At 46.8% G+C, this 18,601-nt stretch carries 14 protein-coding genes; 9 read left to right on the top strand and 5 right to left on the bottom strand.

Annotation, left to right across the window (positions count from 1 at the left end):
• Positions 1-82: 82 nt before the first annotated feature.
• Together ACWPOD_RS20925 and ACWPOD_RS20920 are read right to left on the bottom strand one after the other, a co-directional pair.
• Complete coding sequence (locus ACWPOD_RS20925; RefSeq protein WP_432602423.1) at positions 83-3,514, bottom strand: hybrid sensor histidine kinase/response regulator; 3,432 nt, start codon at positions 3,512-3,514, stop codon at positions 83-85.
• Between the two features lie 143 nt (positions 3,515-3,657).
• A complete protein-coding gene (locus ACWPOD_RS20920) occupies positions 3,658-4,845 on the bottom strand; it encodes a 3-phenylpropionate MFS transporter (protein ID WP_005397849.1) in 1,188 nt (395 codons plus the stop codon).
• A 230-nt stretch (positions 4,846-5,075) separates the two neighbouring features.
• Here ACWPOD_RS20920 and ACWPOD_RS20915 point away from each other — a divergent pair, with 230 nt between their 5' ends.
• From ACWPOD_RS20915 to fis, 9 genes are all read left to right on the top strand, one after another.
• Positions 5,076-6,902, top strand: coding sequence for a DUF294 nucleotidyltransferase-like domain-containing protein (locus ACWPOD_RS20915; protein WP_395204493.1), 1,827 nt, complete (start codon positions 5,076-5,078; stop codon positions 6,900-6,902).
• Positions 6,903-6,937: 35 nt separating this feature from the next.
• Entirely contained in the window at positions 6,938-7,567 is a 630-nt protein-coding gene (locus ACWPOD_RS20910) for a 3'-5' exonuclease (protein WP_456232187.1), read from the top strand.
• 237 nt (positions 7,568-7,804) lie between these two features.
• A complete protein-coding gene (acs, locus tag ACWPOD_RS20905) occupies positions 7,805-9,757 on the top strand; it encodes an acetate--CoA ligase (protein ID WP_456232186.1) in 1,953 nt (650 codons plus the stop codon).
• Between the two features lie 303 nt (positions 9,758-10,060).
• Entirely contained in the window at positions 10,061-10,510 is a 450-nt protein-coding gene (gene aroQ / locus ACWPOD_RS20900; RefSeq protein WP_005397842.1) for a type II 3-dehydroquinate dehydratase, read from the top strand.
• 61 nt (positions 10,511-10,571) lie between these two features.
• Complete coding sequence (accB, locus tag ACWPOD_RS20895; protein ID WP_005397840.1) at positions 10,572-11,036, top strand: acetyl-CoA carboxylase biotin carboxyl carrier protein; 465 nt, start codon at positions 10,572-10,574, stop codon at positions 11,034-11,036.
• A 14-nt stretch (positions 11,037-11,050) separates the two neighbouring features.
• Positions 11,051-12,394 carry an acetyl-CoA carboxylase biotin carboxylase subunit gene (accC, locus tag ACWPOD_RS20890; RefSeq protein WP_005397839.1) on the top strand — a complete coding sequence of 448 codons (1,344 nt, stop codon included), beginning with the start codon at positions 11,051-11,053 and terminating at the stop codon, positions 12,392-12,394.
• A gap of 165 nt (positions 12,395-12,559) precedes the next feature.
• Entirely contained in the window at positions 12,560-13,447 is an 888-nt protein-coding gene (gene prmA, locus ACWPOD_RS20885) for a 50S ribosomal protein L11 methyltransferase (protein WP_085344392.1), read from the top strand.
• A gap of 139 nt (positions 13,448-13,586) precedes the next feature.
• The gene (gene dusB / locus ACWPOD_RS20880) at positions 13,587-14,555 is read left to right on the top strand and encodes a tRNA dihydrouridine synthase DusB (RefSeq protein ID WP_041853011.1); all 969 of its coding nucleotides are present in this window, start codon (positions 13,587-13,589) and stop codon (positions 14,553-14,555) included.
• 23 nt (positions 14,556-14,578) lie between these two features.
• A complete protein-coding gene (gene fis / locus ACWPOD_RS20875) occupies positions 14,579-14,875 on the top strand; it encodes a DNA-binding transcriptional regulator Fis (RefSeq protein WP_000462885.1) in 297 nt (98 codons plus the stop codon).
• A 74-nt stretch (positions 14,876-14,949) separates the two neighbouring features.
• Here fis and ACWPOD_RS20870 read toward each other — a convergent pair whose 3' ends face one another.
• From ACWPOD_RS20870 to ACWPOD_RS20860, 3 genes are all read right to left on the bottom strand, one after another.
• Positions 14,950-16,107 (bottom strand): MFS transporter, encoded by a 1,158-nt coding sequence (locus ACWPOD_RS20870; protein ID WP_456232185.1) that lies wholly within the window; start codon positions 16,105-16,107, stop codon positions 14,950-14,952.
• The gene (locus ACWPOD_RS20865) at positions 16,104-17,675 is read right to left on the bottom strand and encodes an ABC-F family ATP-binding cassette domain-containing protein (RefSeq protein WP_152815409.1); all 1,572 of its coding nucleotides are present in this window, start codon (positions 17,673-17,675) and stop codon (positions 16,104-16,106) included. Before ACWPOD_RS20865 ends, ACWPOD_RS20870 begins: the two co-directional genes overlap by 4 nt.
• A gap of 687 nt (positions 17,676-18,362) precedes the next feature.
• Positions 18,363-18,601: hypothetical protein (locus ACWPOD_RS20860; protein WP_456232184.1), on the bottom strand; the 239-nt coding region annotated here is incomplete at its 5' end.

Here is an 18,601-nt window from a genome sequence, read left to right as displayed (position 1 = left end):
GCCTACAAACCAAAATAAGATTACAAACACAGAGACCTCCATTCGGAGGTCTCTTTTATAACAGCGCTAAAACACTCTAAATTTATGCGACGCGGTTGAGCACCGAACGCAATTTAAGCGGCTTAACTGGCTTCGCAATAAAGCTGAACCCATTTGCCTTGATGCCATCAAGCATATCATCGGTGCGATCCGCGCTGATGATGACACCTTCAAAGCAGCTGCCTAGCCTCAAGCGACATTGCTGTAGCACTTCCAAGCCAGTACGACCATCATCAAGTCGGTAATCGGAAAAAATCACGTCCGGCATCCAACCATCCTCGAGAGCTTGTAGACTTTCGACCAAATCTGTCGCCACTCGCGTATCGCAGCCCCATCGAGACAGTAAGTTTTCCATACCGACTAAAATATCGGGCTCATTATCCACACATAGAATTCTTAGATGACCAAGTTCAGACTGGTTACTTGTCGTGACTTGAACTGGGTGCGGCTGCACATGATCGGCTTTATCAAGCGTGATAGAAAAGACACTGCCTTTACCAACCCAAGAACGCATCGAAATTTCATGCCCGAGCACTTGAGCAATTCCCTTGGAAATCGCCAAACCAAGCCCGAGACCTTGGTCGGAACGAACTTGAGTTCCGCGATTAAACTCTTCAAAGATCTCTTGCTGCTTCTCTTCTTCAATACCTACACCGTTGTCCCACACATCAATACGCACTCGCCCTTTTACCCGGCGAACACCGAGCGCCACTTTGCCATTCGGGTTATAACGAAACGCATTAGTCAGGAAGTTTTGCACCACACGGCGCAGCAGTTTGGGATCCGATTTCACCATGAGTGAGGATGGAATCATGGTGAATGCTATACCTTGTTGCTTGGCTAATGCGCTGAACTCCGCATTCAAATTCGACAACACATCGTTTAACGCAAAACCGTGTACATTGACTTCCAGCTTGCCCGACTCCAAGCGCGAGATATCCAGCAAATCTCCTATCAGGTCTTCGGCCGCCTCTAAAGCACTCTCAATGTGTGCCGACAGCTTTTTGGCTTCGCTGTCTTTGGCAACTTCCGACAGTGAAGAAGCAAACAGGCGCGCAGCGTTGAGTGGCTGCATCAAATCATGGCTTACTGCCGCCAAGAACCGTGATTTGGACTTCGATTCCAAATCGGAGCGTTGCGTCGCTGCCACTAGCTGTTTATTGAGTTGTTCTAATTCCCGAGTCCGCAGACGTACCCTTTCTTCCAATGTCTCGTTGGCGTCTTTCAGCGCTTGCTCTGCATCTCGGAATACGGTGATGTCGGTAAAGCTCATCACAAAGCCACCACCTGGCATTGGGTTACCTTGTACCTCAATCACGCGACCATCGGGACGGACCCGAGAAGAGGTGTGCCGAGTCCCTTGCTCAAGGTGATACACACGGCGACGGACGTGGTCATCAGGATCGCCTGGGCCACATAAACCTTGCTCTGCATTGTGCCGAATCACATCCGCAATCGGTCGCCCAACTTGGATCAAGCCTGGCGGAAATTCAAAGAGTTCTAAGTAGCGTTGGTTCCAGGCCACCAAGCGTAATTGCTTATCGACCACCGCAATACCTTGGCCGATATGTTCAATCGCCCCTTGAAGTAGGCCTCGGCTAAAATCGTACAGTTCAGAGGCTTCATCGACGATAGTCGCCACCTCTTCAAGCTGCATGTTTCTTCCCTGCAACGCAGAAGTGAGTACTAACTTAGCAGAAGAAGCGCCGAATACCCCGGCTAATACACGTTCGGTATGTCGAATCAGAGAAGATGGCGCCTGCTGATTCGGCATTAGCTCTTCTCGTTGCTGGCTCCAATACGCTTGAAAAGCCGCTTTTACTCGCGTTCGCCCAACAAACCTAGACGCTAGCATTTCTAGTTCAGCAACCGTAACACGACTCTGGTATAGGCTCATGTTTTCGCTTTCAGGCAGTGGCGTACCAACGAATGACGCCGATTGTAAGCGCTCACTTAGGCTTGGTCGTGTAGTCATAGAAACCACGACAAAACACACTGCATTGGCGACCACGCTGAGGATCATCCCCCAATCTGAAATCGCAATGTCAAAGCCAGCCAATACCTCTGGTGGGGTGATCAACCAAATCAAAAAGTTGTTACTGGCATTCCCGGCAAGCATGTCCGTTTGGCTCATTAACGTAATCAGCCAAATGGTAAAGCCTACCGCCAAGCCAACATACACACCTTTCTTATTCCCTTGACGCCAGTACATACCGCCCACCAGCGCAGGCGCGAATTGCGTGATCGCCGCAAATGAGAGAAAGCCGATCGCTGAGAGTGAGTGAATGGTATCTAACGCTTGATAAAAACCCCAAGCGCCAATTAGTAGAACTAAAATCAGACCACGGCGGATCCGCAGTAATAATTCAGAGAAGTGATGATGGTTACGCTGCGTCAATCGCATGCGACGCAATAGTAGTGGCATAACCAAGTCGTTCGATACCATGATCGCTAAGGCAATCGTCGACACGATAACCATGCCACTGGCCGCCGAAGTGCCGCCTAAAAATGCAAGCAAAGCGATTTCACTCGCCCCTACCGACATCGGCACACTGATCACATAAGTATCAGGCGAAGCACCACTCAACAAACCTTGCCCTACCCACGCAATAGGTAAAACAAAAATCCCCATCAAGATCAGATAAATGGGAAACAACCAACGAGCAACATGCAAATCTTGCGCGCGTTCGTTCTCCACCACCATAGTATGGAATTGTCGTGGAAGACAAACAATCGCCAGCATCGTGAGTACGGTATGAATCAATATCGTCGGAATATTCGGTGACTGATACGTCTGTGCGGCAACATCAACTAAGCTCAAATTCTCGGTGTTCATCGCCAACCAAACAATGAATACACCGACCACTAAAAACGCCAACAGTTTGATAATCGATTCGAAAGCAATCGCCATCATCATCCCACGATGGTGTTCCGTGTTATCAATGTGCCGGGTACCAAATAGCATCGTAAAAATTGCCAGTGCGACCACGACAAACCACGACACGCTATCGTTTTGATAACCAAAATCGGTAGCCAGTTCAGGGGCAATGATTTCTAGCCCCATGGTGATACCACGCAACTGCAAAGCGATGTACGGCAAAATTCCCGCAACTGCAATGAGTGTAACAACTACGGCCAAACCTTGAGATTTGCCGTAACGAGCTCCGATAAAATCAGCAATCGACGTGATGTGTTCCCGTTTAGCAATCAAAATAAGCCGAGCTAAAACACGCCATCCGATGGTAAACACTAAAATGGGGGCAATATAGATGGGCAAGAAAGACCAAGGGTTACTGCTGGCCTGCCCGACCGTGCCGTAGAAGGTCCACGATGTACAGTACACCGCAATGGAAAGGCTATAAATCCACGGCCGCCAGCGTGCTAACCACCTTTTCTGAATGTCGCCGTACCACGCGATGATAAATAAGGCTCCCAAATACGCCAAAGAAACGGGAACCACCAGCCATCCTTGCATCCGATATCCTTTCTTGCCTTTCTTGCCTTTCTTGCCGTTTTAAAGCAAGAGAATAAAAAAACCTCTCCATTAGGGAGAGGTTTCATTTAACACTGCTTTCACAACGGAGACAAAGCTTAGTTTTTAACCTTTGTCACAGAAGTCTAATTCTGTGTTTCCAGTGACTTGTCTGATACATCGACCACATGATGTGGCTCTTGTGGTTCGAGCTTGATGAACAATGCCAATAAACCCATCGCGGCCATGCCCCAGAACACAAGTGGTCCCCAGTGCTCATAACCCCAACCGCTCAACACGGTCATCAGTGCGATGAATGCGCCTAGCGGAATCGCGTTATACAATGCTTGCAGCGCCACTATCTTATTTTCTTCCGAGTTTTGGATATATTGAATTGCAGCAATGTGTGCCGTTGCGAAGGTCACGCCATGCAATAATTGAACAATCACCAAAGCAACAATCGACGTTGTCGATGCCGTAATGCCCCAACGCATCATCACACCAACGGCAGCAACAACAAATAACGCGCGCATTGACCAACCGACAAATAAACGCTTGCTCAGCGCAAACACTGCCACTTCGGCTGCAACACCCAAGCTCCACAGATAGCCAATCACATCTTCCGAATGACCTGCGGCTTTCCAGTGAATAGCGCTAAAACCGTAGTAAGCCGCATGACTGCCCTGAATTAATGACACCAACACTAAGAATTTAAGTATCGGCTTGTCAGTCAAAAGAGCACTCAGTTTTGGACGCTCCGCGCTTTGCCCACCAAGCGTAACGGGCATCGGGTTAGTCATACGCATTGAAAATAGCAACGAAACTAATACCCCAGCCATCGCCGTGTACAAGATCATATCAGAGCCAAATTCAGCCACCAGATAACCCACGGCCGTCGAACCCGCAATAAAGGCAATCGAGCCCCATAAGCGCGTACGGCCGTAGTCGAGCATTTTCAGACGAGCGTAGTAGTTTGCCATCGCGTCCGATAATGGAACAATCGGCCCACAACAGAGGTTAAATAGCACCGTCGCTAACGCCATTAACCAAAAACTGCCACCTGTAAAAAAGTGAAATCCAACAAAAAGGAGGGCAGCGAAACTCAACCAACGTAAAGCAGGCATAAGGTGTTCAACTTTGTGCACTCGTGGGGTGATCACGATATTGGCGACACAACGTGTCGCAAGACCCAACCCAACTAGCAAACCGATGTCGGTCGAAGAGACACCTTGCTCCTTAAACCAAAGTGACCAAAATGGCAGATATACACCATACGCAAAGAAGAATCCGAGAAAGTACTGGGAAATCCAGCCATACGGAGAAGGTTTCAACATTACTAATATCCTAAAACGGGAACATCAACGTTCGAACCGGGAATTATGGATCGCTATGCGTATTATAAAAAGGGAAGAATAGGCAACTTATCGTTTCCTCGATGGAATACTAACTTTGCGACATTGGCCATCTTAAAGCGAAATCATCGTGATTTAGACCAAAGTCGTCTGGCTTCCGGTAGGAAATTTGTCAGACTTAGAGAGTGTTCCTTCCATCATTGGGTGTTCTCATGCCTGACAAATTTAACATGCAATCTCCACCGTTCGACCGCTTAACCGAAGCACAACAGACACGACTGCGCTCATCTCTGGACGTTGCCTACTATCGAGCTCGAGATGTAATTTTATCTTGCGGACAGAAGAACCCTCACTTGCATATTCTGATCAAAGGCGCGGTAGAAGAGCGCTCCCAAGATCAGCAGGAAGTGTTCGCGCATTATGCCAACGACGATATGTTTGATGTGCGCTCGTTACTTGAAGACAACGTACGTCATCAATACATCGCACTTGAAGACACGCTCTCCTATCTGCTACCGAAAGACGTCTTTCTGGCGCTTTACAACGAGAATGGTCAGTTTGCGGCCTATTTCGATAACAATTTATCAAAGCGACAAGAACTCATCGAAGCCGCTCACCAACAACAAAACTTGGCAGAGTTTATCCTCACCAAAGTTGACCGCAGCATTTACCACCCACCGATGATCCTTGAGCCAGACACGCCGATTAACGAGGTGACGCACACCCTAAAAGCAAATGGGATCGATGCAGCACTTGTCAAACTCAATGATGACGATCCGCGATTAGAAAAATGGCCCTCGGCTCATCCATACGCCATCGTGACGCGAACCAACATGCTGCACTCCGTGATGTTAGATGGCTGCGCACTCAATACCCCTGTTGGTGATATCGCCACCTTTCCTGTCTATCACGTTGATGATGGTGATTTTTTATTCAACGCCATGATCACCATGACCCGAAATCGAATGAAACGTCTCATGGTATGTGATGGCAACCAAGCCGTCGGCATGCTGGATATGACCCAAATTCTCAGCGCGTTCTCCACCCACTCTCACGTGTTAACGCTCAGTATTGCCAGAGCAAGCAGTGTGGAAGAGCTCGCATTAGCCTCAAACCGCCAACGTCAATTGGTCGAGAGCTTATTGAGAAACGGCATCCGCACTCGCTTTATCATGGAGCTGATTTCCGCCGTGAACGAGCAAATTATCGAAAAAGCGTTCGAGTTAGTGGTTCCACCAGCCTTGCACGATCATTGCTGCTTAATCGTGCTCGGCTCAGAAGGTCGAGGAGAACAAATTCTCAAGACAGACCAAGACAATGCTCTAATTATTCAAGATGGTTTGGAATGGCCTCATTGCGAACAAGTGATGCAATCCTTCACGCACACTCTACAACAGCTCGGCTACCCACTCTGCCCGGGTAAAGTCATGGTCAACAACCCGAAATGGGTCAAAACGCAGCAAGAGTGGATAAACACCTTAGACCGCTGGATAGCCAAAGCCGAACCACAACAAATCATGGACTTAGCCATTTTCAGTGACGCCCATGCTGTTGCGGGGAATCGCGAGCTGCTGGCTCCAATCGCGGCCCATCTTCGCGATACAATGAAAGATCGCATGTTGATACTGTCTGATTTTACTCGCCCTGCCTTGCAGTTTTCTGTGCCCCTAACTCTGTTTGGCAACGTAAAAAGTGCTAAGGACGGGTTAGATATTAAACGCGGCGGCATTTTCCCAATTGTGCACGGCATTCGCACCTTGTCTTTGGAATATGCCATTGAGGAGAAGAACACGTTTGAGCGCATTGAAGCACTTCGGAAAAAACGCATCTTAGAGCCTGAAACGGCAGATAACCTCAACGAAGCACTGAAATTGTTCTTTAAGGTTCGCCTTAATCAACAACTCAAAAAGCAAGAAGCATTAAATAACATTGATATTAAACAACTGGATAGAACCGAGCGTGACTTACTTCGCCACAGCTTACATGTAGTGAAAAAATTTAAGCAATTTTTAGGCTTCCACTATCAAATTCGTGATTAACCATGATTTTCATAAATCATACAGAGGCGTAGGCAATGAACTGGTTACAACGCAAATACTGGCACTACAAACTGAAAGGATCTCCTTATCAGTCGCTTTTTTGCACGCCCGATAAAGTGGAATACGTCTCTCTCGACTGCGAAACCACCAGCCTTGATCCAAATCGTGCCGAGTTGGTGACCATTGCGGCCACGAAGATCATCGACAACCGCATCATAACTAGTCAGCCATTTGAAGTCCGCTTACGCGCGCCGCAATCGCTCGATTCTGGCTCAGTCAAAATTCATCGAATTCGCCACCAAGACTTAGTCGACGGGATTAGCGAAAAAGAGGCGCTGCTCGAGTTGCTCGACTTCATCGGCAACCGACCACTTGTCGGTTATCACATTCGTTACGATAAAAAGATTTTAGACCTTGCTTGTCTGAGGCAACTTGGCTTCCCACTTCCTAACCCGCTCATCGAGGTCAGTCAGATTTATCACGACAAGCTGGAAAGACATTTGCCGAATGCCTATTTCGACTTAAGTCTGGATGCCATTTGTAAACACCTCGAACTTCCTATCCAAGATAAACACGACGCTTTACAAGATGCGATTTCTGCCGCTTTGGTCTTTGTTCGCTTAACGAAAGGCGATTTGCCCAACCTAACCGCGCCGTATACATAAAAATCAGTTGACCTAGCTCCCAGAAATACTTTTGTTTCAGCGATTTCACGGCGCTTCCTTCACTCTCATCCTAAAGTCTAATTGTGGAAATACGCGCAGTGACTGACAGTTATAAGCACAACGTCGTCATTACCACGACCAAGTTATTTAGAACCAAAAAACAGCCCTACAAAAACATATTCAAAATCTTATCTAGATTGGTGTAAGGCCGAGAAATAAGGCACAAGGAGAGAAGCCATGAGCGAAGCCCACGTTTATCCGGTAAAAGAAAATATTAAAACTCATACACACGCGGATAATGATACTTACTTAGCCATGTATCAGCAGTCGGTAACCGATCCAGAGGGCTTCTGGAACGAACACGGCAAAATCGTTGATTGGATCAAACCTTTCACCAAAGTAAAAAGCACCTCTTTCGATACTGGTCATGTCGACATTCGTTGGTTTGAAGATGGCACACTGAACGTCTCGGCTAACTGTATTGACCGTCATCTCGAAGAACACGGGGATGACGTCGCAATCATCTGGGAAGGCGATGATCCAGCCGACGACAAAACACTCACTTTCAACGAACTGCACAAAGAAGTATGTAAGTTCTCCAACGCATTGAAAGAGCAAGGCGTACGTAAAGGCGACGTGGTGTGTTTATACATGCCAATGGTTCCAGAAGCCGCAGTGGCTATGCTCGCTTGTACCCGCATCGGTGCGGTTCATACCGTTGTATTTGGCGGTTTCTCACCAGAAGCACTCTCCGGCCGTATCATCGACTCTGACGCAAAAGTCGTGATCACCGCTGATGAAGGCGTGCGCGGCGGGCGTGCCGTTCCACTGAAAAAGAACGTGGACGAAGCACTAACTAACCCAGACGTAAAAACCATCAATAAAGTGTTGGTGCTTAGACGTACAGGTGGTGATGTCGAATGGCATGAACACCGTGATGTTTGGTGGCACGAAGCAACAGCTAACGTTTCTGACGTTTGCCCACCAGAAGAGATGAAAGCCGAAGATCCGCTCTTCATCCTTTACACTTCAGGTTCAACAGGCAAACCTAAAGGCGTACTACACACAACAGGCGGTTACCTCGTTTACGCGGCTATGACCTTCAAATATGTGTTCGATTACCAACCAGGCGAAACCTTCTGGTGTACCGCGGACGTGGGTTGGATTACCGGTCACACTTACCTAATCTACGGTCCACTTGCAAATGGGGCGAAGACCATCTTATTCGAAGGTGTACCAAACTACCCAAGCACAAGCCGAATGAGTGAAGTGGTTGATAAACACCAAGTCAACATTCTATACACCGCCCCAACCGCGATTCGTGCGCTAATGGCAAAAGGTGATGAAGCGGTTGCAGGCACATCTCGTTCAAGCCTGCGCATCATGGGCTCAGTGGGCGAACCAATCAACCCAGAGGCGTGGGAGTGGTACTACAAAACGATTGGTAACGAGAACTCACCTATCGTCGATACTTGGTGGCAAACGGAAACTGGCGGCATCTTGATTGCGCCACTACCAGGGGCAACCGATCTAAAACCAGGCTCTGCGACTCGCCCATTCTTCGGCGTCCAGCCTGCTCTTGTCGATAATATGGGCAACATTCTTGAAGATACGGTTGCTGAAGGTAGCTTGGTTATCCTTGATTCTTGGCCAGGCCAGATGCGCACGGTTTACGGCGACCATGAGCGCTTTGAACAGACCTACTTCTCAACCTTTAAGGGGATGTACTTCACCAGTGATGGTGCGCGTCGTGACGAAGACGGCTACTACTGGATCACTGGCCGTGTTGATGACGTACTAAACGTGTCGGGTCACCGTATGGGTACCGCTGAAATTGAATCAGCGCTAGTGGCGCACCACAAGATTGCAGAAGCGGCGATTGTTGGTATTCCACATGACATCAAGGGCCAAGCTATCTACGCTTACATTACATTGAACGATGGTGAATTCCCGTCAGCAGAGCTGCACAAAGAAGTTAAAGATTGGGTGCGTAAAGAGATTGGTCCAATCGCGACACCAGATGTACTGCACTGGACGGATTCCTTACCGAAGACTCGCTCTGGTAAGATCATGCGTCGAATCCTGCGTAAGATTGCAACGGGCGATACAAGCAACCTCGGAGACACATCAACGCTTGCCGATCCGAGCGTGGTAGACAAACTTATCGCAGAGAAAGCAGAATTGGCATAAATTCAACCAACTGTTTTAAAAGCACTTTAAAAACCGCCATCACTCATGGCGGTTTTTTGCTTTTGCGCACAAATTAGCCACACAAAGAACATGGCAATTATGTTGTTTTTGTTAACTTGGTTACAGAAACGAAGGTGGCTATTAGGAGATTAGACCAGTAAATTGCTGCTAATTGCTATGAATTAGCTATAATCTTGGTCGATTTTTTAAAATTTGCTCGGTTTTAACAAAAAAATCGTGCTGAACTATCGTATATTTGGGAATATAAACGTTCCACTCACGATAAGGGAAGATAGCAACATAATGTCTGCAAAGTCACGGATTCTTGTTCTAAACGGACCAAATCTTAACCTATTGGGTCTGCGCGAACCGACACACTATGGTCACAGCACCTTAGCACAAGTTGTGGATGCTCTTACGAAGCAAGCTCATAACGCTGGGGTGGAACTGGAACACCTACAATCAAATCGTGAGTACGAACTGATTGAAGCCATTCATGCTGCTTATGGCAAGATTGACTTCATTATCATCAATCCAGCGGCTTTCACTCATACCAGTGTGGCACTGCGAGATGCATTACTTGGCGTCGCCATCCCATTTATTGAGGTGCACTTATCAAATGTGCACGCACGTGAACCATTTCGTCATCACTCTTATCTGTCAGATAAAGCAGAAGGCGTGATTTGCGGTCTAGGCGCACAAGGTTATGAATTCGCTCTGTCTGCCGCGATTAATAAGCTACAGGCAAAGTAACCCTAACACTCTGCAACCCCACGAGGGTTGTCTTAATCACAAGATAAAAGAGAAAGAAAAGATGGATATTCGTAAAATCAAGAAGCTAATTGAGTTAGTTGAAGAGTCTGGCATTGCTGAGCTAGAGATTTCTGAAGGTGAAGAGTCAGTACGCATCAGTCGTCACGGCACTGCAGCCCCTCAAGCACCAGTTCACTACGCAGCAGCTCCAGTAGCGGCACCTGCTCCAGCAGCAGCGGCACCAGTAGCAGAAGCGCCAGCAGCAGAAGCTCCAGCAGCTGCAACGCCTGCAGGTCACCAAGTTCTTTCTCCAATGGTTGGTACTTTCTACCGTTCTCCAAGCCCAGACTCTAAAGCATTCGTAGAAGTGGGTCAGAAAGTAAATGCTGGCGATACGCTATGTATTGTTGAAGCAATGAAAATGATGAACCAAATCGAAGCGGACAAATCTGGCGTTGTTACAGCGATCCTAGCTGAAGACGGCCAACCAGTTGAATTCGACCAACCTCTTGTTGTAATCGAATAAGCGGGGCTTGCCTTATGCTAGACAAAGTAGTCATCGCGAACCGAGGTGAAATTGCACTTCGTATTCTTCGCGCTTGTAAAGAATTAGGTATTAAGACCGTCGCTGTTCACTCGACAGCTGACCGCGATCTTAAGCACGTACTACTCGCAGACGAAACCGTGTGTATCGGCCCTGCTCGTGGTATCGACAGCTACCTAAATATCCCACGAATTATTTCTGCAGCAGAAGTAACAGGAGCAGTTGCCATTCACCCTGGTTACGGCTTCTTGTCAGAAAACGCAGACTTCGCTGAGCAAGTTGAGCGCAGTGGTTTCATCTTCGTTGGTCCAAAAGCAGACACTATCCGCCTGATGGGTGACAAAGTGTCGGCTATCAACGCAATGAAGAAAGCTGGCGTTCCTTGTGTACCTGGCTCTGACGGTCCTCTGGACAACGACGAAGAGAAAAACAAGGCGTTTGCTAAACGCATTGGTTATCCAGTCATCATCAAAGCGTCTGGTGGCGGCGGTGGCCGTGGTATGCGTGTCGTTCGCGCAGAAAAAGACCTAATTCAAGCGATTGCAATGACGCGTGCTGAAGCAAAAGCAGCGTTCAACAACGACATGGTTTACATGGAGAAATTCCTAGAAAACCCTCGTCACGTTGAAGTGCAAGTTATCGCTGACGGTCAAGGCGGCGCAATCCACCTTGGGGAGCGTGATTGTTCAATGCAACGTCGTCACCAAAAAGTAGTGGAAGAAGCGCCCGCACCAGGTATCACTGAAGAGATGCGTAAGTACATCGGTGAACGTTGTACTCGTGCATGTATCGAAATTGGTTACCGCGGCGCAGGTACGTTCGAATTCCTATACGAGAACGGTGAATTCTACTTCATCGAAATGAACACTCGTATTCAGGTAGAACACCCAGTAACAGAAATGGTTACCGGCATCGACCTAATCAAAGAGCAGCTTCGCGTTGCAGCGGGTCAACCTCTGTCATTCACTCAAGATGACATTAAGATCCGTGGCCATGCGATTGAGTGCCGTATCAACGCAGAAGACCCAGAACGCTTCCTACCATCTCCAGGTAAGATCGAGCGTTTCCACGCGCCTGGCGGTATGGGTGTGCGTTGGGAATCACACATTTATTCTGGTTACACAGTACCACCTCATTACGATTCAATGATTGGTAAACTGATCACTTACGGTGAGAACCGTGATGTGGCGATTGCACGCATGAAGAATGCTCTGGGTGAGATGATCATCGAAGGCATCAAAACCAACGTGCCACTGCAATTCTCCATTATGAATGACGAAAACTTCCAGCATGGTGGCGCAAACATCCACTACCTAGAGAAGAAGCTCGGCTTACAATAAGCCTTAGCTAACGTCTTAAAAAATGCCCACACCCGTGGGCATTTTTGTTTTGTATGTACTCTAAGCATTCAACAGATAAGTAGGCTTATTTGGGTATATACTCAAACAAATCGTAGAGTTCTGGTAAACTCTGCGCCACTTCATTCACTTTAAGAGCAAAAACCAATGCCTTGGATTCAAATCAAACTCAACGCGACCAATGAAAACGCTGAGCAAATCGGCGATATGCTAATGGAAGAGACTGGCGCGCTGTCTGTTACATTCTTAGACGCGCAGGATACACCTGTATTCGAACCTCTACCTGGCGAAACTCGCTTATGGGGCGATACTGACATTCTGGCACTGTACGATGCAGAAGCAGACACTAACTTCATCATCGACCAAATTAAAGCGAGCAATATGCTGGCTGACAATTTTGCTTACAAAGTAGAACAGCTTGAAGATAAAGACTGGGAACGCGAATGGATGGAAAACTTCCACCCAATGAAATTTGGTGAACGCCTATGGATTTGTCCAAGCTGGCGCGACATTCCAGATCCTGACGCTGTTAATGTTATGTTGGATCCTGGCCTTGCATTCGGTACGGGTACTCACCCTACAACAGCACTTTGTCTTGAGTGGCTAGAAAGCATGGACTTAAGCGGTAAGACCGTTATCGACTTCGGTTGTGGCTCTGGCATTCTGGCGATCGCTGCGATCAAACTGGGCGCTGAAAAAGTGATAGGGATCGACATTGATCCTCAAGCACTGCTTGCTTCGAAAGACAACGCAGAGCGTAACGGCGTTGCCGACAAACTAGAAGTTTACCTTCCTCAAAACCAACCAGAAGGTCTGATTGCAGACGTGGTTGTTGCTAACATTCTTGCTGGCCCACTGCGTGAACTTGCACCAATCATTAAAGGCCTAGTTAAACCAAATGGCAACCTCGCTATGTCCGGCGTATTAGACACCCAAGCCGAAGATGTTGCGAATTATTACCGTGACGAGCTTCACATTGACCCGATTGTTGAGCAAAGCGAATGGTGTCGCATCTCTGGTCGTAAGCAAGGCTAGACAAGGTTTTCAGAGCTAATTGTTTGAAATTCATACAATTTACAAAAACAATTTGTAAATGCTCAAATATTAGTCTTTTCACGCAGTGAAAAAATGCGTAAAATGCGCGCCCTTGCTGGTACAGAACTGTGATGACGTTTTGAAAATCGGAAACTATCAACTTAAGAACAATCTAATCGTAGCCCCTATGGCTGGTGTAACGGATAGACCGTTTCGCGAGTTGTGTCTTCGTTATGGTGCGGGAATGGCCGTCAGTGAAATGATGTCTGCTAACCCAAAACTATGGGGAACGTCAAAGTCGAAACAGCGCATGGTACACGAGGGCGAATCGGGCATTCGCTCTGTACAGATTGCGGGTTCCGATCCACAGCTTATGGCGGACGCAGCTCAATTCAGTGTTGAGAACGGTGCACAAATCATCGACATCAACATGGGCTGCCCGGCAAAAAAAGTGAATAAGAAGCTAGCGGGCTCTGCTCTGCTTCAATACCCAAACATTATCGAAGAGATTTTGAAAGCGGTCGTGAATGCAGTGGACGTTCCTGTAACGTTAAAGACTCGAACTGGCTGGGATACAGACAACAAGAACTGTGTCCAGATCGCTAAATTAGCCGAAAACTGCGGCATACAAGCTCTTGCTCTGCATGGCAGAACGAAAGCATGTATGTACAAAGGTGAGGCCGAATATGACAGCATTAAAGCGGTAAAAGAGGCGATTTCAATTCCGGTTATCGCGAACGGTGATATCGATAGCCCGGAGAAAGCCAAATTTGTACTGGAGTACACCGGTGCGGACGCTTTAATGATTGGACGCCCTGCCCAGGGTCGTCCTTGGATTTTCCAGGAAATCCATCACTATTTGGAAAACGGCACCACAATGGAGGAGCTTCCAACTGAGGAAGTGAAAACCATTATGCTTGGTCATGTAAATGCTCTGCATGAATTTTATGGGGAGTACTTAGGCCCACGTATCGCGCGCAAGCACGTTGGGTGGTACCTGAAAGAGCATGAACAGGCAAGTGAGTTTCGCCGTACCTTCAACGCTATCGACGCAGCTCCGCTGCAAATTGAGGCGTTAGAAGGTTATTTTGATAACGTTGCATCATAATTAAGAGAAGAGCTAGACCGAATATGTTCGAACAAAATCTGACTTCAGAAGCATTAACAGTAACTACAGTAACGTCACAAGACCAGATTACTCAGAAGCCTTTACGTGACTCTGTTAAAGCGTCTCTTAAAAACTACCTTGCTCAACTAAACGGCCAGGAAGTAACAGAACTATACGAATTAGTTCTAGCTGAAGTTGAACAGCCACTATTAGATACTATCATGCAGTACACTCGCGGTAACCAAACTCGCGCGGCAACTATGATGGGTATCAACCGCGGTACTCTTCGCAAAAAACTTAAGAAATACGGCATGAACTAAGACCGGCTTTCAAAAAGTATTTGGAACAAGCCGTTACCTTTTTAGGTAACGGCTTTTCTTTATCTACTAAAACACTACGAATAACGCTCACTTTGTTCAGCATTACCAACTGGCTTTAATATAACTACCGCTGAGCCAAACAATAACAAAGCCACGACAGCGACCCATTCACTACCTACAGAATAAGCAAAGCCCGCCAAGGCAGACCAAATCGCGACACCAAAGTGCATCATACTCATTCCAGAAGACATCAGCACACCTCGATGTTCATCAGATAAGCTTGCTATATGTGCTTGTAACGCCGGAGAGCCTACCCCTCCAGCAAGAGACCAGAGCACTAGAGCTGGAAGATAAGCGGTCACCGTACTCATCTCATTTGAGAACACCCATGCACTGCAAGGTATGCACACCATTAAAGCCACTCGCATAACGGCTCGAGAGCTATCAAGCCAACGGCAAGCTCTCCCCACGCACATATTTCCAACCACACTCACGATCCCTAGAGCAGCATAAATAGCGCCCACCCAACCGAGCGCCAACTCGCTGGTATCTCGAATATGAAGGCCTATCAGGTTAAATACACCAATACCTCCCCCTAGGCCTAAACACATCGCTAGAATCGCCCTCAACGCGCCTGGAAGATGAATGACGTCTGTGATAGGTGGCAGAGTATCTGACTTCTTGGACTCATTATGCTTGTTGTTCATGAACACTACGCTCATGGCACCGACAAGAAGAGCCGCAACGCCCAAAATAATAAAAGCGGCACGCCATGATAAAAGCTGGGTCAGCAATGCTCCGATCGCTGGGCTGGTTATCATACCCAGCGTTAATCCCGCCTGAACCATCACAATTTGACGCATCGCTCTATTACCCTTCGCGTCTCCCGCCAACGCAAATGCAATTGGCAACATGCCTGCACTTGCAATACCTGTGATCACTCGACTTGCAATCGCAAGTTCAAAATCATGAACTATGCCCGTCGTAATAGACGCAACCCCAAATACGAAGCAAGCAGGCAACATGATACGAATACGCCCAACCCGGTCTGATAAACGTCCCAGGTAAGGAGCGCAAATTGCTATAGCTAAACTATATGCCGTAATAAATAACGTAACCTGACTCGGTTGAACACTTAAATCATTTCCGATAGGTTCAAGAATAGATCCAAGCATCAACTCATCAGCACCAACAAGAAAAGCAACAAGAAATAGGATCATGGACTGCATCATAGCTCCACCTCCTGTTCTGTTTCCGATTCAGCATAAGTGAGCAACGAAATATCTAAAACTCTATCAGGCCAAGATTGTAAAAACGCCTTCTCATGAGATACCACAATCACACTACCAGAAAAGCGCTGGAGAGCCTCTTTAAGCGCATTTTTACTGCTGCTATCCAAATGTGTCGTTGGCTCGTCCAACAGCAAAACATTGCATTTCTGGACTGATAAACAACAAAGTTTCACGCGAGTTTGCTCACCTCCACTTAATGTATCTAGGTGGCGCTGCGTCTTATCTCCGGTGACCCCAAAGCGAGCTAATATCTTGCGTGATTCTTTGCTTGATATCGTTGGATCACAAGAGCATAGCTCCTGCTCAGGCGTGTGCTGAGGGTGACGCCAAGACAAATCTTGAGAAAAATACCCAATCATTGCACCTTTTGCCAATACCACCTCACCAGAGATCGGCTCGATCTCCCCCATAAGGGTTTTAAGCAAAGTCGACTTACCTACGCCGTTAAAACCAGAAACGACCAACTTCTCCCCGCGCGCTAACGTGATATCAAGCGCAGGAAGCAGAGGCTGCTGATAACCTATCTTCAACGCTTTTGCGTCAATCACATACTGTTGCCCAATAGGCTGGTGAGCAAAGTCAAACATCGATACTTTCTCTATATGATTCAGTTGAATACGTTCGATTTTATCCAGTTTTTTCTTGCGTCCCTTAGCAAGACTCGCGTTAACTCCAGCGCCATTTTTGGCAATAAATTGCTCTAACTTTCGAATTTCATTTTGCTGAGCCTTATATTGCTTTTCTAACAAAGCACCGTCGTGATTCTTTTGCTGCATTGCTTTGACATAAGTGCCGCTGTATTTTCGGACCGTTTGATAATCAATATCACAAATACTGGTCGCTACTTGATTAAGGAAGTCAATATCATGAGAAACCAGTAAAACAGTGCCAGTGTACTCGTTGAGAAACGTGACCAACCATTCAATGTGCAGAGCATCAAGATAGTTTGTCGGCTCGTCGAGAATTAACACATCGGGGTTGCGGAGTAACAACCTCCCTAAAAGGACCTTGTGTCTTTGACCACCACTTAGCGAGACAAGCGGTGTATCTAAGCCAAATTGATAAATGCCAAGACCTACAGCAACTTGTTCAATTTTGGTATCAATTGCATAGAAGTCTTCATCTTCTAAATATGCCTGTAGTCGGGCGACTTGGCTTAAAAGAGATGTAGAGTGAGACTCGGTCATCGCCTGATACAAAGTCCAAAGCTTCTGCTCGGCAGCGTATAAGTTCTCAAAAGCACTCTTTAAGCATTCATAAACCGTCAGCGCATTATCCATCTTAAAATGTTGCTCTAAATACCCCACCTCAAGGTTTGGTAACCAGTCAATGCAGCCCTTATCTGCAGATAATTCACCGATAAGCAGTTTTAATAAGGTGCTTTTTCCAACGCCATTCGCTCCAGTGATACCTATTTTCTCTCCCACGTTAATTCGAAATGTCGCGTTGTTATATAAACTCTTATCAGCGATCTGATAAGACAAATTTTTAACTTGTAAAATACTCATGTTTTTAACCAAATAAAAAGGGCCGGTGATCAATACCGGCCCTTATTTCAATACTGGATAATGCTTTGTAGCTGCTTAACAGATACAAAAAGGCCGATGATGAAATATCACCGGCCATCTCTTCTCTTTTATCAGGTGTACAGACCCCTGCGTATAACTTCAGCGAAGTTACTCACGCATAAAACACCTGATGAAGATTAATTTAAGACTCCGAGCAACACTTCATCGCGTTTTTTGCACGGAGTTCAGCCTTCTTACAAAGCTTTTAAACAAGAGATATAACATGGTTTACTGTCGAAAAAACATTCGATGTGAAGCGTACACCTTTATAATAAAAAGTACCAGATAATTATTAAAACTATCGTGACTTACACGAAGGTCCACTGAAAGAAGACCTTTCCTCAGTCAATGTGCCAGGTGAACGACTTACTCAGCAAACACAGCTATGAGAGCACCTATACCGCTCACGTTATACGTACGTAGTGGTGGCTTTATCGGTTGGAGACGATTAGAGGGGAAGAAGTAGCAAATATCCTTTAAGGCAGGCACTGGCTTAAATAGATCTACAAACAAAATCCATGTTCGGAAAGTTTTAAATGCGCTGAGTTTATTTTAATGAGCGCCTGTGGCTAAATCAAAACATCTAAAGCAGAGAAATCTCCCCCGAAAATAACATAACCTAGTGAATTAACTTTCTAGGTAATAATAAAGGAAGCTTTGGTAAGTTAAGCACAGGGGCTCAAAACTAGAGCTCGAAACTGCAGAAACCACACAGAACTGCGCATCAACTCGTTCATGACAGGGCTTAGAAAGCATAGCGAAGAGGGAAGTCTGCCTCTCGATGCAAGATTTCAATATGGAAATGAGGTTAAGGTAAGTCGGGTAACCAAAACGAAAAAAGCCCCAGTCTTTCGACTGAGGCTTAA

Source organism: Vibrio sp. JZG120, from assembly GCF_053890955.1.
Note: the sequence above shows the minus strand (reverse complement) of the source record. Positions and strands in the feature narration are given on the sequence as shown.